The sequence below is a fragment of the Nonomuraea ferruginea genome, assembly GCF_039540635.1.
Classification (GTDB): Bacteria; Actinomycetota; Actinomycetes; order Streptosporangiales; family Streptosporangiaceae; genus Nonomuraea; species Nonomuraea ferruginea.
Genome location: NZ_BAABFD010000001.1, coordinates 599593 through 622090, shown reverse-complemented (window position 1 = coordinate 622090; position 22498 = coordinate 599593). Strand labels below are relative to the sequence as shown.

Below are 22498 nucleotides of genomic sequence, written 5' to 3'. Positions count from 1 at the left end.
GTGGGGACGGGGTGCTGTGGGCTTGGAGGCACGACTGTGGCGACCGGCGCCGCACCGACCAGAACCGTTCCCTTTCTCACCAGACTCACCAAGCACCACCGGATCCCGGTCAACGCCCTCGAAGAGGCATCGGTGCAGGCCGGAGGCGAGCTCGTCCGGCTCCACATGGGCCCGTTCCGCCCCTATCTGGTGACCCATCCCGACCACGTCCAGCACGTGCTGACCCAGAACCAGACCAACTTCGTCCGTGAGGGCATGTTCTGGGACCCGCTGGCGCCGCTGCTCGGCGAGGGCATCCTGTCGGACGGCGAGACCTGGGCGGAGAGCCGCCGGATCCTGCAGCCGCTCTTCACGGCCAGGTACGTCAACTCGCTGGCCGAGCAGATGGCCGTGATCATCAACGAGCTGATCGAGGAGACGATCGTCCCCGGGCGGCCGATGGACATCTCCCGCGGCGTCTCGGCGATCGTGCATCCGACGATCGTCCGGCTGTTCTTCGGCTCGAAGATCTCCACGGCGGACATCGCCCGGCTGGTGCCGGCCTACGACGTCGCCGTCACCGCCAAGGCCGTGCGCCTGGTGATGCCGTTCGTGCCCGAAGGCATGCCGATGCCCGGCGACCGGGCGTTCCGGCGCGCGATCAAGGACATCGACGCGGTGGTGTACCCCCGCATCCGCGAGGCCAGGGAACGGGCGCGGGAGGGCCTGGACCAGGACAGCACCGACGTCGTCGCGCGCCTGGTCAGCTCCCGCGAGGACGTCCCCGGCGAGGAGGGCGACCGGCGGATCAGGGACGACCTGGTGGCCATGCACGGAGCCTCCACCGAGACCTCGGCCACGGCGCTGACCTGGGTCTGGCCGGTCCTCGACGCCTACCCGGGGATCGCCGCGAAGGTGTACGAGGAGATCGACCGGGTGGTGGGTGGCGACCCGGTCAGCACGAGTCACCTGCCGCACATGCCCTACCTGAGGATGTTCGTCAACGAGCTGCTGCGGCTCTACCCGCCGGGCTGGATCCTGCCGCGCAAGGCCGTGGAGGCGGACGTGGTCGGCGGGGTCGAGGTCGAGGCCGGGTCCACCATGCTGCTCAGCCCGTACCTGACGCACCGGATGCCGGACTTCTGGGAGTCGCCGACGGTGTTCGACCCGGAGCGGTTCGCGACGGGATGGGAGGCCGGGCGGCACCGGTACGCCTACTGGCCGTTCGGCGCGGGGCCGCACGTGTGCCTGGGACAGCACCTGTTCCAGATGGAGGCGCCGCTGCTGATCGCCGGGATCCTGCGCAAGTACCGGCCGGTGGTGCACGTCGACCGCCCGGTGACCCCGCGGCTGGCCTCCTCGCTGCGGCCCCCGCCCGGGCTGACGATGACCCTCGTGCCGGCGGGCCGGTCATGAACGATCCCGGCGCGCTGTTCGCCACCGGGCGGACGTGCGCGCTCGCGGTGGCGGGCGGGCGCGAGCTCGAACGGCACGCGGCGCGCTACGAGGGCCTGTTCCCCCGCGAGTCCTTCGACTCCGGTCTCTTCGGCTCGCTGGCGATGGCCGGCGCGTTCGGCTCGCCGTGGGCGAGCCCGGCCTCGCTGCGCGTCGTCAACCGGGCGTCGCTGCTGGTGTTCGCCGTGGACCGGCTGTTCGACGAGGAGGCGGCCGCACGGGACGACGTGGCGGCACTGACCAGGACCTGCCTGGCCGCCGCGGACGGGCTCCCGGCCGCTTCGCCCGTCGCCCGCTTCGTGGGGGACCTGCGGGCCGAGCTGGGCACCGTGGCCGCCTTCGCCGCGCTGGAGCCGGCCTGGCGTCAGCGACTGGAGCTCATGGTCGCCGCGATGGCCCGCGAGTGGGAGTGGAGCAGGGGCGGCGGCAGGCCCTCCCCCGAGGAGTACCTGTCGAACGCCGACAGCAGCGGCGCCCTGTTCATCGCGGTCTCGCACTGGATCTACACCGGCGAGGTCACGACCCCGGAGGACCTGGCGGAGCTGCGGGCGGCGGGCGAGACCGTGCAGCGCTACCTGCGGCTGCTCAACGACCTGGCCACGCACCGCAGGGAGTCGGCGTCCGGTGACGTCAACGCGCTCACCCTCGGCATGACGGCGGACGAGGTGAGGACGCGGATGGCGGAGCTGGCGCGAGAGGCCGCCGAGCTGATCGGGCCGCTGCGCGACAGCCGCCCGCGGGCCGCGGACCACCTCTGGTGGCAGATCCACTACAGCGCCGGCTTCTACGGGCTGTCCGACTTCTGGGCTTCGGGGGCGGCATGAGCACCGACATCACCCGGCGTGCCGCCGAGCTGGTCGCGGGCCTCATGGTGACGCCGTGGGGCCAGGTCTCCCCTTCGGTGTACGAGACAGGGCGGCTGGTCACGCTGGCCCCCTGGCTCGGCGGTCATGCGGAGCGGATCGCGTTCCTGCTGGCCGAGCAGGGTGCGGACGGCTCGTGGGGCCCGCCCGGCGGGTACCGGCTCGTACCGACGCTGAGCGCCACGGAGGCGCTGATGAGCGCGGCGCGCGACGGCGACCGCGAGGTGCTCCTGCCGGCCGCGAAGGCGGGGCTGGAGGCGCTGCGGCGCATGCTCGCGCAGCCGCCCGAGCTGCCGGACACGCCGGCCATCGACCTGATCGTGCCGTCGCTGGTGGCGCTCATCGACGGGCACGGGTACGGCGAGCCGCTGCCGCATCCGCCCGGGATGGACGGATCCCGGCTCGAACTGGTCAAGCGCCTGCTGGAGTCCGGCGCCCAGCCGCCGCAGAAGGTGCTGCACGTGCTGGAGGCGGCGGTGCCGCAGCGGGCGGACGGCGTGCTGCCCACGTCGATCGGCACGGTCGGCGCCTCGCCGGCGGCGACGGCCGCGTGGCTGGGCGGTTCCGCGCCGGCCGACTCGTCCGACTCCGCCAGGCACCACCTGGAGGCGGTGGCCAAGCGGTTCGGAGGGCCGGTCCCGGTCGGGCTGCCGATCACCGTGTTCGAGCGCGGATGGGTGCTGAGCTGGCTGGCCAGGGCGGGCGTGCCGGTGGAGGCGCCGCCGGAGATGATCGCCGACCTGCGGGCGGCGATCGGCCCGCAGGGCACGCCGGCGGGCGCCGGCCTGCCCGCCGACGCGGACACCACCAGCGTCGCCCTCTACGCGCTGGCCCTGCTCGGCGTGCCGTCCGATCCCGAGTCGCTGCTGCTGTTCGACACGGGCACGCACTTCTGCACCTGGCAGGGCGAGGACGGCTTCTCGCCCAGCGTCAACGCCCACGCGCTGGACGCGTTCGGCCAGTACGTGCGGGCCAGGCCCGCCGCGGCCGAGCGGTACGGGCCGGTGATGGCGCGGGTGGCCGGCTGGCTGGCCGGGCTCCAACGGCCCGACGGGAGCTGGGACGACCGGTGGCACGCCTCCCCCTACTACGCGACGCTGGGCTGCGCGCTGGCGCTGGGCGAGTTCGGCGGGCCGGAGCACACCGGCGCGGTGCTGCGGGCGCGGGAGTGGGTGCTGGCCAGCCAGCGGGACGACGGGTCGTGGGGGCGGTGGGCAGGCGTGCCGGAGGAGACCGCCTACGCCGTGCAGACCTTGCTGCTGTCAGGACCGGAGCCGGACGAGCGGTGCAAGCGGGCAGCAGGGCGCGGATACGACTATCTTCTCCAGGTGGTCGATTTACCGCATTTCACACCATTGTGGCATGACAAGGACCTTTACTCGCCGACAGCGATCGTGCGAGCCGCGGTCCTGGCGGCCTTACACGTCGTGGAGACCCGCATGCAATACGAATTTAACCCGAAAAACAGGACATAGCGTCTCATTCGCGCCGTTTTGTGTTGAGGCAGCAATAGTACATTGCTAGGGTGACCCGAGTGTCAGATTCCTGGTTTGCCCATTTCGCCGCCTTGACAAGGTATGCTTACCGCGCTTTTCCGACGGGTGGGCCCGATGCGCTTCCGTAACGCCAGCGTCCGCTCGAAGGTCACGGCGCTGATCGTGTCGCTCATCCTGCTGTGGGCGTTCGCCGCCTGGGTCACGCTGCGGGAGGGCGTCAACCTGCTCGGGGCCGCCACCGTCGACTCGCAGGTGGTCGAGCCGAGCGAGCCGCTGCTCGTCGAGCTGCAGCGCGAGCGCCGCCAGACGATCGCCCGCATCGGCGCGGGGTCCAGGGGCGCCGACAAGGCGCTGCGCGACCAGCGCGCGCGCACGGACGCCGCGCGCGCCGAGTTCGCCGCCTCCATCGACAGCACCGCCGTGTCACTGGCCGCCGAGGACTCCCTGATGGAGCGCATCGCGGACGTGCGGGCCGAGCTGGCCAAGCTTGACCAGGGCAGGAAGTCGATCGACTCCGGCCGGGCCGGCGGCGCGCAGGCCGCCGCCGCCCCGTACAACAACGTGATCGACTCCCTCTACCAGATGTACGACTCGGTGGCGGCGTTCGACGACAAGGAGATCGCCAAGGACGGACGGACCCTCTCGCAGATCCACCTCTCCCGCGAGTGGCTGGCGCGCGGGGACGCGCTCATGGCGGGCGTCTTCGCCAGGGGCGGCTTCACCCCGGACGAGCACGCCGAGTTCATCACCACCGCGGGCGTCTTCCGCCACACGCTGTCCACGGCCATGTCCCAGCTCCCGGACGAGGACTGGACGGCCTTCGACCGGTGGATGAAGAGCGACCCCGCCACCCGCGTGCAGGCGATGGAGCAGCGGCTCATCCAGCACGACCCCCGCGTCGGGCCGCTGCCGGTGGACGCCGAGGAGTGGCGCAAGGCGACCGAGTCGACGCTGGCCGACATGCAGCGGGTGACGCTCGCGGCCGGTGACCGGCTGGCGGAGCGCATCGTGCCCATCGCCGTCGGCGTCGTCGTCCGGCTTCTCCTGGCCGGCGGCCTCGGCCTGGTGGCGGTCATCGCCTCGATCGTGCTGTCGATCACCACGACCAGGCAGCTGCTCGCCCAGCTCAGGAAGCTGCGCGACGCGGCGCACGAGCTGTCGGACGAGCGGCTGCCGCGCGTGGTCGAGCGCATCGGCCACGGCGAGGTGGTGGACGTCTCGAAGGAGGTGCCCGACCTCGACTTCGGCGACAACGAGATCGGCCAGGTGGGCCAGGCGTTCAACGCCGTGCAGCACACGGCGATCAGCGTCGCCGCCGAGCAGGCCGAGCTGCGCCGCAGCATCCGCGACATCCTGCTCAGCCTGGCCCGCAGGACGCAGGGCCTGGTGCACCGCCAGCTCACCGTGCTGGACGTGATGGAGCGGCGCGAGACCGACCCGGAGGAGCTGAAGGAGCTGTTCCGGCTGGACCACCTGGCCATCCGGATGCGCCGCAACGCGGAGAACCTCATCGTCCTGTCCGGCTCGTCCCCCGCCCGCACCTGGCGGCGCTCGGTGCCGATGCTGAACGTGGTGCGCGGCGCGCTGGCCGAGGTGGAGGACTACACCCGGGTGACGATCCTGCCGCTGGGCGACGTGGTGCTCGTCGGCCGCGCCGTCGGCGACGTCATCCACCTGCTCGCCGAGCTGATCGAGAACGCGGTCTCGTTCTCCCCGCCGTACACGGCGGTGCAGGTCAGCGGGCAGCTCGTGGCCAACGGGTACGTGATCGAGATCGAGGACCGGGGCCTCGGCATGAAGCCGGAGGACCTGGCCTCGGCGAACGAGCGCATCGCCGACCCGCCGGAGTTCCGGATCACGGGCACCGCACGGCTGGGCCTGTACGTGGTGAGCCAGCTGGCCAGGAGGCACGACATCCAGGTCAGGCTGAAGGCTTCCCCGTACGGGGGGACGACGGTCGTGGTGCTGCTGCCGCAGGACCTCGTCGAGGTCGACACCGACCCGCATCCGCACGAGGGCGAGGCGTCGCCGGCCCTGCCGCGCAGGGCCGTGGCGGTGGCGGAGCGCGCCCCCGCGACGCACAACGTCCGCCAGCTCAAGGTCGCCGCCGATCCGGCGCGGCCGCAGCCCCTGCCCCAGCCCGTACGCGACCAGCCTCGTCAGGCCCCGAACCAGCAGCCGGCCCCGCGTGCCGTGCCCGCGCGGACCGGCGAGTCCGAGGAGACCGTGGAGCCGAAGCAGCCCGAGTTCACCCCCGGAGGCCTGCCGCTGCGCGTGCCGCAGGCCAACCTGGCCCCCGCCCTGCGCGAGGAGGGGCCGAGCACGCTGGACGACACCGAGGAGGACGATGAGCGTTCGCCGGAGGAGATCCGGGCGATGATGGGATCCCTGCAGTCGGGCACCCGTCTCGGCCGGACCGAGGCCGCCAAGCTGATGGGCGAGCAGCCGGGAGGTGACTCATGAGCCCCGGCACCGACCTCAACTGGCTGCTCGACGACCTGGTCGGGCGGATCAACGACGTCGAGCACGCGATCGTGCTGTCCTCCGACGGCCTGCTGATGGCCTCCTCGGCCGGGCTGGTACGCACCGACGGCGAGCACCTGTCGGCCGTGGCCTCCGGGCTGCAGAGCCTGGCCAAGGGAGTCTCCGAGCACGTGAAGGGCGGCCCGGTCAAGCAGACGGTGGTGGAGTGGAAGTCCCAGTTCCTCATCGTCACCACGGCCGGCGAGCGCGCCTGCCTGGCCGTGCTGTGCGGGCAGCAGGCCGACATCGGCCTCGTCGCCTACGAGATGGCGATGATGGTCGCCCGCGTCGGCCAGTACCTCACCTCGGGGGCGCGGGTCGAGGCCGCGCAGGTCGAGGCGGGGAGGGAACGGTGAGCGCCACCGACGGCCCCACGGACGAGCACTGGATCGACCCGGAGATCATCCGCCCGTACGTGGTGACGCGCGGCCGGACGGCCCCCACGCGGGGCAGGTTCGACCTCATCTCCATGGCGCTCGCGATCGGCCCGCCGCCCGGCCCGGACGCCGGGCTGGACCCGGAGCACCTGTCGATCCTGCGGCTCTGCCGCGAGCCCAAATCCGTGGCGGAGATCGCCGCCCATCTGAACCTGCCCGCGGGCACCATCCGCGTGCTGCTCGGCGACCTGTTCGACAGGGAGCTCGTCTCGGCCCAGGAACCGCAATCCGAGGTGGACATGCATGACGTGAAGATGTACAGGGCGGTGCTCGATGGTCTTCGATCGCTCTGAGCGGCCGCGCCTCCCGCGGGCCATCAAGATTCTCGTGGCCGGCGGCTTCGGCGCGGGCAAGACGACCATGGTGGGCGCGGTGTCCGAGACCCGGCCGCTGCGCACCGAGGAGATCCTCACCGACCGCAGCGTGGGCGTGGACGACCTGTCCAGCGTCGAGGCCAAGCGGACCACGACCGTGGCGATGGACTTCGGCCGCATCACGCTGAACGACGAGTACGTGCTCTACCTGTTCGGCACGCCCGGGCAGGAGCGGTTCTGGTTCGTCTGGGACGAACTGGCGGAGGGGGCGCTGGGCGCGGTCATCCTGGCCGACACCCGGCGGCTGGCCGACTGCTTCCCCTCGGTCGACTACTTCGAGCGGCGCGGCACGCCGTTCGTGGTCGCGGTCAACTGTTTCGAGGGGGCTCCCTCGTACGACCTGCCCGAGGTGCGGCTGGCGCTGCAGCTCAACCCGTCGATCCCGATCGTGATGTGCGACGCGCGCAAGCGCGACTCCAGCCGCGAGGTGCTGATCACGCTGGTGAAGCACTCGGCGCGGCTGCGCGCGGAGCCGGTGGGCTGACCCGCGGCTGCCCCCGTGCGAGCGGGCCCGGCCACCCGGCCGGGCCCGCTCGGCGGTTCTAGTGCTTGACGGCCTTCTCCGCGCCGACGCCGGTGAGGGATCGCACCTCGATCTCGGCGTACTTGGCGGCGTTGTACTCCTTGCTCATGATCGTGCCGAGGTAGCCGCACAGGAAGCCGAACGGGATCGAGATGATGCCCGGGTTGCTGAGCGGGAACCAGGCGAAGTCGGCGTCGGGGAGCAGGGCCCTCTCTCCGCCGGAGACGACCGGCGAGAAGACGACCAGCAGCAGGGCGGAGAGGAGACCGCCGTAGATGGCGCTGACCGCGCCCGCCGTGTTGAACCTCTTCCAGAACAGGCTGTAGAGGATCGCCGGCAGGTTGCCCGAGGCCGCCACCGCGAAGGCCAGGGCCACCAGGAAGGCGACGTTCTGGTTCTGCGCGAGGATGCTCAGGCCGATCGCCACGGCGCCGATGACCAGGGCGGAGATCCGCGCCACCACGACCTCCTGCCGCTCGCTGGCCTGGCCGCGCCGGAAGACGTGCGCGTACAGGTCGTGGGCGAAGCTGGAGGAGGAGGCGAGCGTGAGGCCCGCCACCACCGCGAGGATCGTGGCGAAGGCGACCGCGCCGATGAAGGCCAGCAGGATCGTGCCGCCCACCGAGCCGAAGATCTCCTCGCCGATCCGCAGCGCGAGCAGCGGCGCCGCTGTGTTGCCTCCCGGATCCTGGGCGACGATCTCCTCCCGGCCGACGATGGCGGCGGCGCCGAAGCCGAGCACGAGCGTCAGCAGGTAGAAGGTGCCGATGATGCCGATGCCCCACATGACGGACTTGCGGGCGTCCTTGGCGGTCGGGACCGTGTAGAAGCGGATGAGGATGTGCGGCAGGCCGGCGGTGCCGAGCACGAGCGCGAGGCCGAGGCTGATCAGGTCGATCTTGCCGGCCAGGCCCTGCTCCTCGGTGCCGTACCTCAGGCCGGGGCTGAGGAAGCTGTCGGGGTTGGCCCCCGGGCCGCTGGTCGCGGCCGCCTGGCCGAGCAGGCCCGACAGGTTGAAGCCGAACTCGGCGAGCACCAGGATGGTCACCAGGGCGGCGCCGGTCATGAGCAGCACGGCCTTGACGATCTGGACCCAGGTGGTGCCCTTCATGCCGCCGAAGACCACGTACACGATCATCAGAGCGCCGACGGCGACGATCGTCCAGACCTTGCCCGCCTCGGAGGTGACGCCGAGCAGCAGGCCGACCAGGGCGCCGGCGCCGACCATCTGGGCCAGCAGGTAGAAGATGCTGACCACGATGGTGGACACGCCGGCGGCGGTGCGGACCGGGCGCGGGCTCATCCGGAAGGCGAGCACGTCGGCCATGGTGAACTTGCCGGAGTTCCGCATCAGCTCGGCCACCAGCAGCAGCGCCACCAGCCACGCCACCAGGAAGCCGATGGAGTACAGGAACCCGTCGTAGCCGAACAGCGCGATGATGCCCGCGATGCCCAGGAAGGAGGCTGCCGACATGTAGTCGCCGCCGATGGCCAGGCCGTTCTGCGCGCCGCTGAAGGACCGGCCGCCCGCGTAGTAGTCGGCGGCCGTCTTGGTCTGGCGGCTGGCCCAGACCGTGATGCCGAGGGTGGCCGCGACGAACGCCAGGAAGAGGATCGTGGAGAGGGTGGTCGAGCTCACTGAGTCTTCTCCTCCACCTCGTGCCGCAGCTTGTCGGCGATGGGATCGAGCTTCTTCTCCGCATGGCGGGAGTAGGCCCAGGCGATCCAGAAGGTGGACACGAACTGGAGCAGGCCCAGGACCAGCCCGACATTGATGTCACCGAGCAACTTGATCCCCATGAAGCCGCGGGCCCAGCCCGACAGCACCACGTACAGCAGGTACCACGCCAGGAACGCCACCGTCATGGGGAACGTCCAACGCCGGAAACGCCGCTTCAGCTCTTGGAATTCAGTGCTCTCCTGCATTTGTTCATAGACGGACGCGTCATGTTCTCTGGTCGTCACGAGACCTCCATTGTGATGAGGATCACGCTCACGGTAAGAGCCCGGAGCCCTCCACGTGGAGATCTCGCGCGACGCCTGTCGCCGAGCCGCCGACGAGCGGCGTTCAACTGGAGAGCCGTTGCGGTGAATGGTCAATTGAGTACGACGAACGGTAGATCGGCCTTTCACCGTCCCACCGCTCGTCGGCGAGCCGGCAGGAGGGTGGACAGCGCTGTCAGGCCTTTGCCATCCGCTCCAGTGCGCCGCCCAGGTCCTTGATCAGGGTCTCGGCCGGTTCCAGGCCGACCGAGAGCCGCACCAGCCCTGCCGGGATGCCCATGGTCGCCCGTACGCTCTCCTCGGTGGACAGCGCCGGCGCGTTGACCAGGCTCTCGAAGCCGCCCCACGACACCCCGACGCGGAAGTGGCGCAGCTCGTCCAGGAAGGCGGCGACCTCGTCGCGCTCTTCGGTGGCCAGCTCGAAGCTGAACAGGCTGGAGAAGCCCGACATCTGGCGCAGCGCCAGCCGGTGCCCGGGATGCGAGGGCAGCCCGGGGTGGTTGACCCGGCGCACCGCCGGGTGGCCCTCCAGGAACGCCGCCACCGCCAGCCCGCGCTCCTGGTGCGCGGCCATCCGCACCGGCAGCGTGCGCAGTCCCCTGATGACCTTGGCCGCGTCGTGCGGTGACATGGCGGCGCCGTAGAGCTGGTACTCGGTCAGGGCCAGCGGCCTGATCAGCCGGGACGGGCCCGCCACCACCCCGCCCACCAGGTCGCTGTGGCCGCCCGCGTACTTCGACAGCGAGTGCACCACCAGGTCCACGCCCATGGTCAGCGGCTTCTGGAAGATCGGGGTGGACCAGGTGTTGTCCATCACGGTGACCAGGCCGTGCCCGGCCGCCCAGCGGGTGACGGCGGGGATGTCGAAGATCTCGTACCGCATGTACGAGGGAGACTCGAAGTAGAGTAGGCGGGTGTGGTCCTTGATAGCGCTGTCACACGCGTCGAGATCGACCACATGCGTATGCGTCACGCCGAACTTCTCCAGGTAACGCAGGAACTGGGTGGTCGGCCCGTACACCGCGCCCAGCACCAGCACGTGATCGCCCGCCGACACCAGCGAGGAGATCGTCGCGGAGATCGCGCCCATGCCGGAGGCGAAACACTTGGCCCGCTCGGCCCGCTCCAGCGCGGCCAGCTTGCGCTGCGCCAGGTCGACGGTGGGGTTGGTGCCGCGCCAGTAGACGTACCGCTCGTCCTCGTTCCTGATCGCCTCGCCCAGCTCAGCCGCGTTGGGGAAGGTGAACAGCGAGTTCTCGAAGATCGGCGGGTTGACCGCGCCCAGCATCCAGGGCTCGTCCTCGCCGAGGCGTCCGCAGATCCATTCATCGTCCATGAGGGGACACTATGACAGCGACCCCGGGGAAACCGACCATGGTGGACGTCGCCCGGCACGCGGGCGTGAGCCTCAAGACCGTCTCCCGGGTGGTCAACCAGGAGCCGCACGTGAGCGCGGCGCTGCGGCAGCGGGTGCGGGCGTCGATCAGCGCGCTCGGCTTCCGGCGCAACGAGGCGGCCAGCCGGCTGGCGCGCGGCGCCACCATGCTGACGCTCGGGCTGATCATGGAGAACATCTCCAACGAGTTCTACTCCCGGCTGGCCAAGGCGGTCGAGGCGGCGGCGGCCGAGCACGAGGCGCTGGTCGTGTTCGGCTCCTACGAGGAGCGGCCGGAACGTGAGCGCATGCTGGTGGAGTCCATGTACGCGCGGGGCGTGGACTCGCTCATCATCGTCCCCTCCCCCGCCGACCACTCGTGGCTGGCCGGGCACCCGGGCCTGGAGGCGGTGTTCGTGGACCGGCTGCCGCCCGGGCTGGACGGGGCCGACGTGGTGGCGCTGGACGACGTCAGGGGCGGGCTGATCGCGACCGAGCACCTGCTGGCGCGCGGCCACCGCCGGATCGCGCTCATCTCCGACGACGACGGGCTCAGCTCGGTGCACGACCGCGCGACCGGCTACCGCACGGCGCTGGGGGCGGCGCTGGACGAGTCCCTGGTGGTGCGCGGCGTGTTCGACCCGTGGCGGGTCTCCCGCGAGGTGGAGCGCCTGCTCGGCCTGCCCTCGCCGCCGACGGCCTTCTTCGCCGCGAACAACCGGGCCGCGATCGGCATCCTGCAGGCGCTGCGCGAACGCCCGGAACGCCCCGCGTACGTGGGATTCGATGACTTCGCGCTGGCCGACGTGTTCGACCCCGGCGTGACCGTGGTCCGCTACGACGTCGACCGGCTCGCGCGCGGCGCGGTGGACCTGCTGCTGGACCGCTCGGGTGCGGGCCGCCGGGTCAAGATCCCGGTGGAGCTGGTCGCGCGCGGCTCCGGCGAGATCCCGCCGCCCTAGCCCGGCCCTCCGGCGGCGAAGGCGGTGGCGTACGCGGTGCCGGGGTCGACCAGCACGCCGTAGCCCTCGGGGATGAGGTCGAGCAGGTCGCGGCCGGTGGCCGAGAAGAAGCGCGGCTCCGTCTCGTCCTTGCCTGCCGCCGCGAACGCGGCCAGCGCCTCGGGAAGGGTGAACGCCGGCACCAGCCCGGCCCCCGGCGGCCCGACGGCGACGACGCCGGGGCTCTCGGTGGCCTGGCAGTAGAGGCGGGTGCGCAGGAAGGCTTCGTAGGTGGACCTGCTCACCCGGACCGGCTCCTCGCCCGCCAACGTGGCGATCGAGTTCTCCAGCCGCAGCAGGTAGGCGAGCCAGCCGGAGCCCGCGCCGCCCCTGGAGGCGGCGTTCAGGCCGTCCGTGAGGTCGTCGATCTCCTCCGGGACGAAGCCGGTGACGTGCAGGAACGCCGCCAGGACGTCCTCGGGGGCGCGCCCGGGACGCGGACGCGCCAGCACGGCCACGTCGCGACGGTCCCGCCGCCGACGTTCCACCAGCGCCACCTCGTCCCCGGAGTTGAGGCGCAACGGCAGCCAGAGGCCGCCGTCGTCGGATCGGTGGAAAATGGCATGGAGCCGGTCGCCGACCTGGTGCTCGTCCAGGTGCAACCGGGCGATCTCCCGGCAGTCGCCGAGATCCGGCCACGTGTCCCCCCGCATGACGAGGAACGGCAGCTCCGGCCAGGGTCGCAAGGATTCCATGCGCTCGAGCACGCGGCGCAGGAAATCGCGGACGTCATGCTCGCTACGCGGTACCGGTGGATCCGGCATCAGATCGAGGAGCGGCTCCTCACTGCTCAGCGCCTCCTGGAGCGCCTCGTACAGCTCTTCCCGCCCGAAGCCGCTGAACGGCTCCAGCACCAGCCCTCGGGCCCTCCACTCGACGAGGTCGTCGTCGAGGACCGGCTTGAACTGCACGGTATAGAGCAGGGACCAGACCACGCGGCGCCAGCCCCAAGGCGGCGGGAAATCACCCACTGGTATATCCCTCCTTGCTCACGCCCGTGAAGTCGACTCCGGCACTTCTCAGGCGGTCGATAGCCTGCCGTAGAGCCTCGGGACCTGGGCGGTAGTGGCCGCTATGTCGGGAAATCGCCTTCAGCACTCCATCTTTCACTTCAACGTCTCCTGCTGCCGCCACTTCGCCGCCGCGCAGGAAGCTGGAGTGATGGAATTCGCCTACGACGTGCTTGGAGTTCGCGTACAGGTTCCCATATCGGTCCATCACGAAGATGGCGCGGCCCTTTCCCGAGAAGTGGGCATGCGCTCGGGTGGTGTCGAACGGCCTCCCGTAGACGTCGTAGAGCTTTCCGTCGTGGATCACCAGTCGTCTGCTCGCCAACCCCTTCTCGTCGAGGTAGCGCACGCCGGTGCGCTCCTCCCCCACGTGCTGGCGCCGCATCGGGATGGTTCTCAGGGGCGGGCCGTCGGCGGCGGTCCTGGGCGGGGGGATCGGGGAACCGTCCGGGAGGCGGGGACCGGCCCGCGTGGCCGCGCCGGTGAGTCGGCCCGCGCGGGTGGCGGCCGTGCCGGCCCCGAGCAGGACCTCGGGGATGAGGCGGCCGAACCAGCGGGCCGGGTTCTCCGTCAGCGTCTTCCAGTCGACAGCGGACTTGGCGAACTCCAGCGGGTGCTCGGCCGCGAACTCGCCCGCGTCGTACGCCGCCCGCGCGCGTTCCACCGGGCCTGAGGGGTTCGTGATGAGGCCGCCCAGCGAGTGCTCCCAGCCGAACCGGGCGGCGCCGATGACGGCTTCCGCGGCGCCCTGGGCCAGGGGTACGGCCACGCGCTCCGCGTACTGGTGGGCGAGGCCGCCCGCGGCGGGCACGAGGCCGGCCACCTGGTCGGCCCAGAAGGCGCCGACACGGGCCAGCGTGTCGGTGACCCCGTCGGTGACCGTCTCCGTGACCGTGTCCGTGACCGTGTCCGCTACCGTCCCGTTCGCCGTGCCAGCCGCCGGATCAGCCGCCGTGCCAGCCGCTGTGCCGGTGGCCGGGCCGGGTGCCGTGCCGGTGGCCGGGCCGAGGGCGGGGCCGTCGAAGGCTGACTGCGGGGGTGGGTCGGGCGCGGGGGCGGGGGTGGTCTTGAGCAGGTCGGCGCGGCGGCGGCGCAGGTCGGGGCGCTGGTCGGCGAGCCAGGCGCCGGCGCGGACGACGTCCTGGCCGGGCGCGCTGTCGAGGCCGACGCGGACGAGCGTCGCCGCCAGGCTCTGACCGGCAAGCTGCCAGGATTCGGCGACCTCGGCCAGTTCGGCGTCGATGGCCTGCATGAGGTCGGGGTCGCCGCCCACGAAGCCCCCGGGCGGCTCGCGCAGCGGCACGGGCGGGCGGCGCGGGTGCGGAGCTGGCACGCGAGGCGGGTCGCCGCGGGCCGTGGCGAGGCGTTCGACCTGGCGGAAGGCCCGGGTGAAGGCCCGGCCGACCTCTGCGCACCGGTCCACCAGGCCGGCGTGTAATCGGGCGGCCCTGGGGCCGAGCAGCGCGCCGTCGCCGAAGAGCCGGAAGGCCCGGTCGAGCGCGTCGCCCTGCTCCTCGGCCAGGCGGGCGACGGCGCGCAACGCCTGCGCGGCCTCGTCCGGGGTGGCCATGGCGTACCCCCGCCTGTCGGTGGACACGCCGAGCGTAAGGAGGCCGCGCGGTTCCTATGCTGCGATATTCCCGTTTTCTATGGGATCAGGACGACCGGGGACGCCAGTCGCCGCGGTCGAGGTCGAGGTTCTCCGGGGTGTGCAGGCGGACCATGATCCTGGCCACGCCCCTGGGCACGCGGTGCTGGGTGACGAACGACACCACCACCATGACCAGGAACGCGATCGGCACGGTCCACGCGGCGGGCTGGGCCAGCAGCGCGCCCAGCATGCCGTCGTACGGGCCGCCGGTGATCGTGACGAGCACCGCCAGGCAGGCCAGCCCGCCGCCGGCGAACAGCCCCGCCAGCGCGCCGGTCGTGGACAGTCTTCGCCACCAGATGCCGAGCACCAGCAGCGGGCAGAACGACGAGGCGGCCACCGCGAACGCCAGCCCGACCACGTCGGCCACCGGCAGCGCCCGCGCCCACAGGGCCAGCGCCAGCGGCACCGCGACCGCCATCAGCGTGGCGATCCTGAACGAGCGCACCCCGCCCTTGAGCAGGTCCTGCGCGATCACGCCGGCCACGGAGACGGTCAGCCCCGAGGAGGTGGACAGGAACGCGGCGAACGCTCCGGCGGTGACGAGCGCGGTCAGCAGGTCGCCGAGGGTGCCGCCGATCATCCGGGAGGGCAGCGTCAGCACCACGGTGTCCGTGCGGACCAGGTCGGGCGCGTACAGCCGGCCGAGCCAGCCGTACACGGCCGGCAGCAGGTAGAAGGCGCCGAGCAGCGACAGCACGACGAGCGTGGTGCGGCGGGCGGCCCGGCCGTCGGGGTTGGTGTAGAAGCGGACGAGCACGTGCGGCAGCCCCATCGTGCCCAGGAAGGTGGCCAGGATCAGGGAGTACGTCGAGTACACCCCGTACTCCCTGGGCCCGCCCAGCGGGGTGAGCCAGAGTTCGGTGTCCTCCGCGCTCAGCGGGGGCGCCCCGTCGGCCCGCCAGGCGAGCAGCAGGAACACCACCGGCACGGCCAGCGCGGTCAGCTTGAGCCAGTACTGGAACGCCTGCACGAACGTGATGGACCGCATGCCGCCCGACAGCACGTTGAGCACCACCACGCCGGCGACCAGCAGCCCGCCCGCCCACACCGGCGCCCCGGTGATCGTCCGCAGCACCAGGCCAGCGCTCTGGAACTGCGGCATGAGGTACAGCCAGCCGATGAGCACCACGAGCACGCTGGCGGTGCGCCGCACCATCATGGACTCGAGCCGGGCCTCGGCGAAGTCGGGCAGCGTGTAGGCGCCCGAGCGGCGCAGCGGCGCCGACACCAGCACGAGCAGCACCAGGTAGCCGCCGGTCCAGCCGACCGGCAGCCACAGCATGTCGACGCCGTACGACAGGATGAGCCCGGCGACGCCCAGGAACGACGCCGCCGACAGATACTCGCCGCCGATCGCCGAGGCGTTCCACAGCGGGCTGACGGTGCGGGAGGCGACGTAGAAGTCGGAGGTCGTGCGGGAGACGCGGATGCCGAACGCGCCGATGAGCACGGTCGCCACCACGACGATGAGGACGGCGGCCAGGCTCACTGGATACCTACAGGCTGGAGGCCCCGTCGTTCAGGGCGGGGAGGAAAGCCGGAACGGCCGGACGCGGTGGTCTCCCGGTTTTGTCGGTGGCGGTCGGTAGTTTGATCGGCGTGTCCCGTTACCGGCTCCAGCCTTCGCCCGCCCAGGAGCAGGCACTGCTGGAGCATTGCAGGCACGCCCGGTATGTGTGGAATCTCGCGGTTGAGCAGCACGCTTGCTGGAAGCCGGGACGTAAGTCCGCGCCGGGGTTCGCCGAGCAGTGCCGCCAGTTGATCGAGGCGCGGGCAGCGTTCGCGTGGTTGCGCACCGGGTCGATCATCGTTCAGCAGCAGGCGCTGAAGGACTTCGCGCAGGCCATGGCGAACTACTTCGGCGGCACCCATCGGCGTCCGGCATGGCGCAGGCGTGGGCGGGGTGAGGGGTTCCGGATCGTCGCCGTCAAAGCGGGTGATGTGCGCCGCCTGTCTCGGCACGTGGGCGAGGTGAAGGTCCCGAAGGTGGGATGGATCCGCTTCCGCTGGTCGCGCGCCGTCCCTGACGAGGTGAAGTCGTACCGCGTTACCCGCGACCGCGCGGGTCGCTGGCATGTGGCGTTCGCCGCCATCCCCGATCCCGTCCCGGCGCCGGCTACGGGCGAGGTCGCCGGCGTGGACCGGGGTGTGGCCGTGTCGGCCGCTTTGTCCACCGGAGAGATGCTGAACGCTCCCGCGCTGCGCGACACGGAGAAGGCACGACTGCGGCGGCTGCTGCGCAAGCTCGCCAGGGCCAGGCGCGGATCGAACCGACGTGCAGAGGTCAAGGCCGCCATCGCCCGGGTGAAGGCGCGTGAGAGCGACCGGTGCAAGGACTGGGTGGAGAAGGTCAGTACGGGCCTCGCCCGGCGGTTCGACGTAATCGCCGTCGAAGACCTGAAGATCCGCGCCATGACCCGGTCGGCGCGCGGCACCGTCGAAGCGCCCGGGCGCAATGTCCGGGCCAAGGCGGGGCTGAACCGGTCGATCATGGCCGCCGGATGGGGCCGTCTCGTCCGACGCCTGGAACACAAGGCGCCCGGGCGGGTGGTGAAGGTCAGCCCCGCGTACACGAGTCAGCGGTGCTCGGCGTGCGGGATCGTGGACCGGGAAGCGCGTGAGAGCCAAGCGCGTTACCGGTGCCGATCGTGTGGATACGCCGGCAACGCCGATGTGAACGCGGCCAGGAACATCGCATACGCGGCAGGGCATGCCGTGTCCGCGCGGGAAGGGCCACGGGTTGCCGGGCCGGTGCACCGCGAACCTCAACGCGACCTCCTCCTCGTGGGGTAGTTGCGGTTGGAATCCACGTGCTTCAGCACGGGGAGGATGTCAAGGACGGTCGACCAGGTCGGCGAAGTGGCGCTCGTTGCGCTCGGCCTGGCGCACGTAGAGCCAGGCCCCGATGACGAAGGCCGGGTAGATCAGCCCTGCCAGCACGGCCCACGGCAGCGGGATCCCGAGCACGTCGACCTCGGCGAGCTCGGGGATGAGCAGGAACAGCAGCGGCAGCCCGCACACCACGCAGGCCAGCACGGTGCAGACGAACATGGCCAGCCGGAACTGGGTGCGCAGCAGCGAGCGCATGTAGACCTCGCCGAGGTCCGTCTGCTCGTCGATCTCCCGGGTCGCCGGGAAGCGGGGTCTGCGCGTGGCGGCGGTGTGGGGGCTGGTGACCGCCACCCGGCGGCCGGGACGGGGTTCAGGGCTCACAGGTCTGACGTCTCCTGGGGCAGTGGCTCAATAGGATCTCCCCTTCCCTGGCGCGGCTCATTCGGGCCTGTGCCGCCGGGCTCGGCGGACGAGGAGGTCGCGCAGCTCACGGGTGTGGCGGCGGCTGACGGGGATCTCGGTGTCACCGACGCGGACCGTGCACCGGCCGGAGTCGATGTGCAGCTCGACGATGTGCTTGACCGCGACCAGGTGGCTGCGGTGCACGCGGACGAACCCGGCCGCCGCCCACCGCTCCTCCAGCGTGGCCAGCGGGATGCGCACGAGGTGGCTGCCGGTGGCGGTGTGCAGGCGGGCGTAGTCGCCGTGCGCCTCCACGTAGATGACGTCGGCACTGGACACGAACCGGGTCACGCCGCCCAGCTCGACCGGGATCGTGTCGGTCTCGGCGCCGTCGACGGGCACGTCGGCCGAGACCGCGACCCGTCTGATCGCCTCGGCCAGGCGTTCCGGGCGCACGGGTTTGAGCAGGTAGTCCTCGGCCTTGATCTCGAAGGCGTCGACGGCGTGCTCCTCGTACGCGGTCACGAACACCACCCGCGGCGGGTTGGCGAACTGGGACAGCAGCCTGCCCAGCACCACCCCGTCGAGGCCGCGCATCCTGATGTCGAGGAAGACCGCGTCGATCGGCCGGCCTTCGGCGATGGCCCGGTCCAGCAGGCGCAGCGCGGCGGCCCCGTCGCGGGCGGTGGCCACCTCGCCGATCCGTGGGTCGGCGCGGAGCAAGTAGGAGAGATCTTCCAGGGCGGGAAGTTCGTCGTCCACCGCGAGCACCCGAAGTTGCGCCATGTACAGTGATAAAACCGACAACAAAGATCCAGGTCAACGGGCTGAGACGCCTGGGTGATATTTCGGCAACCTGACGTTGACCTTCGTGCCCGCTCCGCGGCCCGTCTCGACGACCAGCCCGTACTCGTCGCCGTACACCTGACGCAGCCGCAGGTCGACGTTGGCCAGCCCGACGCCGCCCGCCGGCATGATCTCACCTGCGAGGATGCGCCGCAGCCTGTCGGGGTCCATGCCGAGGCCGTCGTCCTCGACGCTGATGCGGCACTCGGCGCCGGCGTCCTCCGCCATGATCGCGATGCGGCCGACGCCGTCCTTGCTCTCCAGGCCGTGCCGGACGGCGTTCTCGACGAGCGGCTGCAGGCACAGGAACGGCACCGCGACCGGCAGCACCTCCGGCGCGATGCGCAGCGTCACCTGGAGCTGGTCGCCGAAGCGGGCGCGCTCCAGGATCAGGTAGCGGTCGATGGAGCGCAGCTCCTCGGCGAGCGTGGTGAACTCGCCGTGCCGTCGGAAGGAGTAGCGGGTGAAGTCGGCGAACTCCAGCAGCAGCTCCCTGGCCCGCTCCGGGTCGGTGCGGACGAACGAGGCGATCGTGGTGAGGGAGTTGTAGATGAAGTGTGGCGAGATCTGCGCGCGCAGCGCCCGCACCTCGGCCTCCATCAGCAGCGTGCGGGAGCGGTCGAGCTCGGCCAGCTCCAGCTGGGAGTCGACCCAGCCCGCCACCTCCTGGGCGGCGCGGACCAGCCCGGCGGAGGCGTGCTGGCCGTAGGCGGCGAGCGTGCCGACGACCCGGTCGTCGGTGGTCAGCGGCACCACCACGGCCTGCCTGATCGGGCATTCGAGCAGGTCGCAGGAGATGCTCAGCACCTGCGTGCGACCGTCTTCGAGCGTCGCGCGGGCGTGCTCGAACGCCTCCCCCGCGTGGTGCTCGCCCTCGCCGTCGTACACCAGCAGCCGCTCGCCGTCGGTGATCGCCAGCGCGGGCGAGCCGAGCAGCCGGCGCAGGTGGCGCGAGGCGCGGTCGGCGCCGTCGGCGGTGAGGCCGGCGCGCAGCGGCGGGCCGGCGAGCGAGGCCGTGTGCAGGGTCTCGAACGTGGCGCGCTCGGCCGGGCTGGTGCCGAGCTCGCGCCGGCCGCGCAGGACCCGCCACAGCACGATCGCGGGCACGGCGACGATCGCCGCCACGACCGCGATGCCGACCAGGAGCTCCACGGCTCAGCCCGCGGTGAGCGCGCCGGCGACGCGTCCGGCGTAGTCCTGCGCCTCCTCGGGGGAGGCGTACTTGGTGCGCGGCCAGAAGAAGCCGCGCAGGCCGTCCTTGGGGTTGCGCGGGACGACGTGCACGTGCAGGTGGGGGACGCTCTGGCTGACGCGGTTGTTCATCGCGACGAAGGTGCCGCCCGCGCCCAGGCCCTCCTCGACGGCGCCGGCCATGGCGCGGACCCGGTCGAAGAAGGGGCCGACGTCGGCGAGGTCGGCCAGCGTCTCGATGTGCGCCCGCGGCACGACGAGCACGTGGCCCTTGAAGACCGGGCGGGCGTCGAGGAACGAGACGGCCACCTCGTCCTCGTGGACCAGGGTGGCGGGCCGCTCCCCGGCGATGATCTCGCAGAACAGATCGGTGCTCACCGGCGCACCCTACTCCACGGCCGTCGCCGGGGTCGCCTGTCTCCGCACGGTCACCCGGGCAGCGAATCGGGCTTCGGCGGGTCCCTGGGGACGGCGTACGGCTCCTGCTCCGCGGGCTTCCCCTCGGCCACCCGGCGCTCCCTGATCAGCTCGGCGTCCAGCTCGGCGCCGAACAGCAGCGCCATGTTCGACAGCCACAGCCAGATCAGGAAGACCACGACCGTGGCGAGCGTCCCGTACGTCTTGTTGTAGGAGCCGAAGTTGGCCACGTACACGGCGAAACCGGTGGAGACGATCAGCCACAGGACGACCGCCAGCAGCCCGCCGGGCGTCAGCCAGCGCACCCCGGGCTGGCGCACGTTCGGCGCGGCCCAGTACAGCACCATGATCAGGCCGACCGCGATCAGCGCGAGCACCGGCCACTTGGCCACGTTCCAGACGGTCACCGCGGTCTCGCCCAGGCCGAGCGCCTCACCGGCGAGGCGGGACAGGTCGCCGGTCAGCGTGACCGCGACGGCGGCGGCGGCCAGCAGGACCATCAGCATGATCGTGAGGCCGAGCCGGAGCGGGGTGAGCTTGTAGAACGGGCGGCCCTCGTCGATGTCGTAGATCTCGTTGCAGGCCCTGATGAACGCCGCGATGTAACCGGACGAGGACCACAGCGCGACGGCCAGGCCGAGGATCGCCGCCAGGCCCGGCCGGCTCGCCTGCTGGACGCCCTGCAGGCCCTGGGTCAGCAGGTCGCGCACCTCGGCGGGGGCCAGCGTGACCACGTTCCCGAAGAGCGTGCTCGCGTTCTGCTGGCCGAACAGGCCGAGCAGTGACACGAACACGATCAGGGCGGGGAAGATGGACAGCACCGCGTAGTAGGTGAGCGACGCGGCCAGGTCCTGGACGCGGTCGTTCTTGAACTCCACGGCCGTGCGCCTGACGACGCGCCACCAGGACCGGCCCGTCAGCTCGGCGGGGGTCTCGGGGGGTGTCACGTCATAGACCCCGGCGGCGCCGGTCGGCACGGCGGAGGATCAGCGCGACCACCGCGCCGGCGACCGCGAATCCCAGGACCGGCCGCAGGTAGTCGTTGCCGGCGGCGTTCTCCCGTGCCTTGTCCTTCAGTTCGAGTGCCCTGCCGGACATCTCGGCCGCCCTGACTCTGGCGGTCCCGCCCATCTCGGCCGCTCTGGTCTTCGCGGTGCCGCCCATCTCGCCGGCCCTGGCCTTCGCCGTGCCGCTCATCTCGGCCGCCTTGGCCTTGGCGGTGCCGACCATCGCGGCGGCGCGCTCCTTGGCCGACTCGGCCGCCTCTGCCGCCCGGCTCTTGACGTCCACCTTGTGGGCCAGCGCGCTCACGGTCTCGCCGAGTTCGCGGCGGGTCTCCCTGATGCTCTCGCGGACCTGTTCCTCCTCGTCGCCGCTCACGGCGGCCCGGCGCGCGCGGTCGGTGAGCGGCGTCGCGATGGAGCCCCGGTCCTGGTAGGGAGTGGTCGACTCGGGGACCCGCGTGCCGCCGCCGCGCAGCGACTCCTCCTCCACGGCGCGGGAGTGGATCGCCTCCGCGCGGTCGTCCGGCTCCGGCCCCTCGGGGATGAACGTCTCGTGCGGCTCGCGGCGGAGCTCCGCCTCGTGCGCGTTCTCGGCCGCGCCGCCGCGTGTGACGGGCACGTTGATGGATTCGGGGTCAGTCGGGGTGCCGACCGTCGCCCTGCGTGAACCCACGTCGCCCGCGTACTGGTCGTCGGAGTATCCCGGGTTCGTCTCACTCATCGGTGTGCTCCCTCCCTGACCGCGCCGATGTCGGCCTTCACGCTGGCGATCGTCTCCCTGGGAACGGGCGGGGTGGCCTGCTGGACCTGCTTCTTGCCGGCCAGGCCCAGCACCGCCGCGGTCGCGAGCAGCACCACGGCCACGATCGCGGCCGCCAGCCAGGCGGGCATGACGAGCGCGAGCAGCATCACGACGGCCGCCACGAGCACGGCGCCGCCGAAGAGCCCGACGATGCCCGCGGCGCCCACGATGCCGGCGCCGAGGCCGGCGCGCTTGCCCTTGCGCGTGAGTTCGAGCTTGGCCAGCCGGAGCTCGTCCCTGACGAGCCGGGAGACCTGCTCGGACAGATCGCTGACTAGTTTCTGGGTGTCGTTCACGACGTCGCCTCCTC

General features: G+C 71.7%; 22 protein-coding genes. 9 read left to right on the top strand and 13 right to left on the bottom strand.

Going from position 1 to position 22498, the window contains the following annotated elements:
• Positions 1-36: 36 nt before the first annotated feature.
• From ABD999_RS02715 to ABD999_RS02685, 7 genes are all read left to right on the top strand, one after another.
• The gene (locus ABD999_RS02715; protein WP_271280252.1) at positions 37-1395 is read left to right on the top strand and encodes a cytochrome P450; all 1359 of its coding nucleotides are present in this window, start codon (positions 37-39) and stop codon (positions 1393-1395) included.
• On the top strand, positions 1392-2258 hold the full coding sequence (locus ABD999_RS02710) for a terpene synthase family protein (RefSeq protein WP_271280253.1): 867 nt from the start codon (positions 1392-1394) through the stop codon (positions 2256-2258). Before ABD999_RS02715 ends, ABD999_RS02710 begins: the two co-directional genes overlap by 4 nt.
• A complete protein-coding gene (locus ABD999_RS02705) occupies positions 2255-3772 on the top strand; it encodes a prenyltransferase/squalene oxidase repeat-containing protein (protein ID WP_271280254.1) in 1518 nt (505 codons plus the stop codon). Before ABD999_RS02710 ends, ABD999_RS02705 begins: the two co-directional genes overlap by 4 nt.
• A 135-nt stretch (positions 3773-3907) precedes the next feature.
• Positions 3908-6256 carry a sensor histidine kinase gene (locus ABD999_RS02700; protein WP_148030607.1) on the top strand — a complete coding sequence of 783 codons (2349 nt, stop codon included), beginning with the start codon at positions 3908-3910 and terminating at the stop codon, positions 6254-6256.
• The gene (locus ABD999_RS02695) at positions 6253-6672 is read left to right on the top strand and encodes a roadblock/LC7 domain-containing protein (RefSeq protein WP_271280255.1); all 420 of its coding nucleotides are present in this window, start codon (positions 6253-6255) and stop codon (positions 6670-6672) included. The genes ABD999_RS02700 and ABD999_RS02695 overlap by 4 nt, the downstream gene beginning before the upstream one ends.
• Positions 6669-7046 (top strand): DUF742 domain-containing protein, encoded by a 378-nt coding sequence (locus tag ABD999_RS02690; protein ID WP_148030605.1) that lies wholly within the window; start codon positions 6669-6671, stop codon positions 7044-7046. The genes ABD999_RS02695 and ABD999_RS02690 overlap by 4 nt, the downstream gene beginning before the upstream one ends.
• Positions 7027-7611 carry a GTP-binding protein gene (locus tag ABD999_RS02685; protein WP_148030604.1) on the top strand — a complete coding sequence of 195 codons (585 nt, stop codon included), beginning with the start codon at positions 7027-7029 and terminating at the stop codon, positions 7609-7611. The genes ABD999_RS02690 and ABD999_RS02685 overlap by 20 nt, the downstream gene beginning before the upstream one ends.
• 58 nt (positions 7612-7669) lie before the next feature.
• Here ABD999_RS02685 and ABD999_RS02680 read toward each other — a convergent pair whose 3' ends face one another.
• The 3 genes from ABD999_RS02680 to ABD999_RS02670 form a co-directional block, all read right to left on the bottom strand.
• On the bottom strand, positions 7670-9289 hold the full coding sequence (locus ABD999_RS02680) for a solute symporter family protein (protein WP_148030603.1): 1620 nt from the start codon (positions 9287-9289) through the stop codon (positions 7670-7672).
• Positions 9286-9615, bottom strand: a complete 330-nt coding sequence (locus ABD999_RS02675) for a DUF485 domain-containing protein (RefSeq protein ID WP_261808443.1) — start codon at positions 9613-9615, stop codon at positions 9286-9288. Before ABD999_RS02675 ends, ABD999_RS02680 begins: the two co-directional genes overlap by 4 nt.
• Positions 9616-9829: 214 nt before the next feature.
• Complete coding sequence (locus ABD999_RS02670; RefSeq protein WP_271280376.1) at positions 9830-10990, bottom strand: trans-sulfuration enzyme family protein; 1161 nt, start codon at positions 10988-10990, stop codon at positions 9830-9832.
• An 11-nt stretch (positions 10991-11001) separates the two neighbouring features.
• Between ABD999_RS02670 and ABD999_RS02665 the strand changes: the two genes are divergently transcribed.
• A complete protein-coding gene (locus tag ABD999_RS02665; RefSeq protein WP_271280375.1) occupies positions 11002-11991 on the top strand; it encodes a LacI family DNA-binding transcriptional regulator in 990 nt (329 codons plus the stop codon).
• Here the strand turns inward: ABD999_RS02665 and ABD999_RS02660 are convergent.
• Genes ABD999_RS02660 through ABD999_RS02650 form a run of 3 tightly spaced genes read right to left on the bottom strand, consistent with a single transcriptional unit; the run spans position 11988 to position 16183 of the window.
• Positions 11988-13001, bottom strand: coding sequence for an SseB family protein (locus ABD999_RS02660; RefSeq protein WP_271280374.1), 1014 nt, complete (start codon positions 12999-13001; stop codon positions 11988-11990). The two genes, ABD999_RS02665 and ABD999_RS02660, sit on opposite strands and share 4 nt — an antisense overlap.
• Positions 12994-14637: a hypothetical protein gene (locus ABD999_RS02655; RefSeq protein WP_345482537.1), complete on the bottom strand. Its 1644-nt coding sequence runs from the start codon at positions 14635-14637 to the stop codon at positions 12994-12996. The genes ABD999_RS02660 and ABD999_RS02655 overlap by 8 nt, the downstream gene beginning before the upstream one ends.
• Positions 14638-14695: 58 nt before the next feature.
• Positions 14696-16183 (bottom strand): sodium/solute symporter, encoded by a 1488-nt coding sequence (locus ABD999_RS02650; protein WP_148030599.1) that lies wholly within the window; start codon positions 16181-16183, stop codon positions 14696-14698.
• Positions 16184-16293: 110 nt separating this feature from the next.
• On the opposite strand from ABD999_RS02650, the gene ABD999_RS02645 reads away from it, so the two are divergent.
• Positions 16294-17487 carry an RNA-guided endonuclease InsQ/TnpB family protein gene (locus ABD999_RS02645; protein ID WP_271280224.1) on the top strand — a complete coding sequence of 398 codons (1194 nt, stop codon included), beginning with the start codon at positions 16294-16296 and terminating at the stop codon, positions 17485-17487.
• Positions 17488-17526: 39 nt separating this feature from the next.
• Here ABD999_RS02645 and ABD999_RS02640 read toward each other — a convergent pair whose 3' ends face one another.
• Genes ABD999_RS02640 through ABD999_RS02610 form a run of 7 tightly spaced genes read right to left on the bottom strand, consistent with a single transcriptional unit; the run spans position 17527 to position 22484 of the window.
• Positions 17527-17907 (bottom strand): hypothetical protein, encoded by a 381-nt coding sequence (locus tag ABD999_RS02640; RefSeq protein ID WP_219545426.1) that lies wholly within the window; start codon positions 17905-17907, stop codon positions 17527-17529.
• A gap of 57 nt (positions 17908-17964) precedes the next feature.
• Positions 17965-18714, bottom strand: coding sequence for a LytR/AlgR family response regulator transcription factor (locus ABD999_RS02635; protein WP_148030597.1), 750 nt, complete (start codon positions 18712-18714; stop codon positions 17965-17967).
• A gap of 33 nt (positions 18715-18747) precedes the next feature.
• Positions 18748-19926: a sensor histidine kinase gene (locus ABD999_RS02630; RefSeq protein ID WP_271280225.1), complete on the bottom strand. Its 1179-nt coding sequence runs from the start codon at positions 19924-19926 to the stop codon at positions 18748-18750.
• Positions 19927-19929: 3 nt separating this feature from the next.
• Positions 19930-20343, bottom strand: a complete 414-nt coding sequence (locus tag ABD999_RS02625; RefSeq protein WP_148030595.1) for an HIT family protein — start codon at positions 20341-20343, stop codon at positions 19930-19932.
• 50 nt (positions 20344-20393) lie between these two features.
• Complete coding sequence (locus ABD999_RS02620) at positions 20394-21329, bottom strand: YihY/virulence factor BrkB family protein (RefSeq protein WP_271280226.1); 936 nt, start codon at positions 21327-21329, stop codon at positions 20394-20396.
• 1 nt (position 21330) lies between these two features.
• A complete protein-coding gene (locus ABD999_RS02615; protein ID WP_148030593.1) occupies positions 21331-22107 on the bottom strand; it encodes a DUF3618 domain-containing protein in 777 nt (258 codons plus the stop codon).
• Positions 22104-22484, bottom strand: coding sequence for a phage holin family protein (locus ABD999_RS02610; RefSeq protein ID WP_148030592.1), 381 nt, complete (start codon positions 22482-22484; stop codon positions 22104-22106). Before ABD999_RS02610 ends, ABD999_RS02615 begins: the two co-directional genes overlap by 4 nt.
• Between the last annotated feature and the right edge of the window lie 14 nt (positions 22485-22498).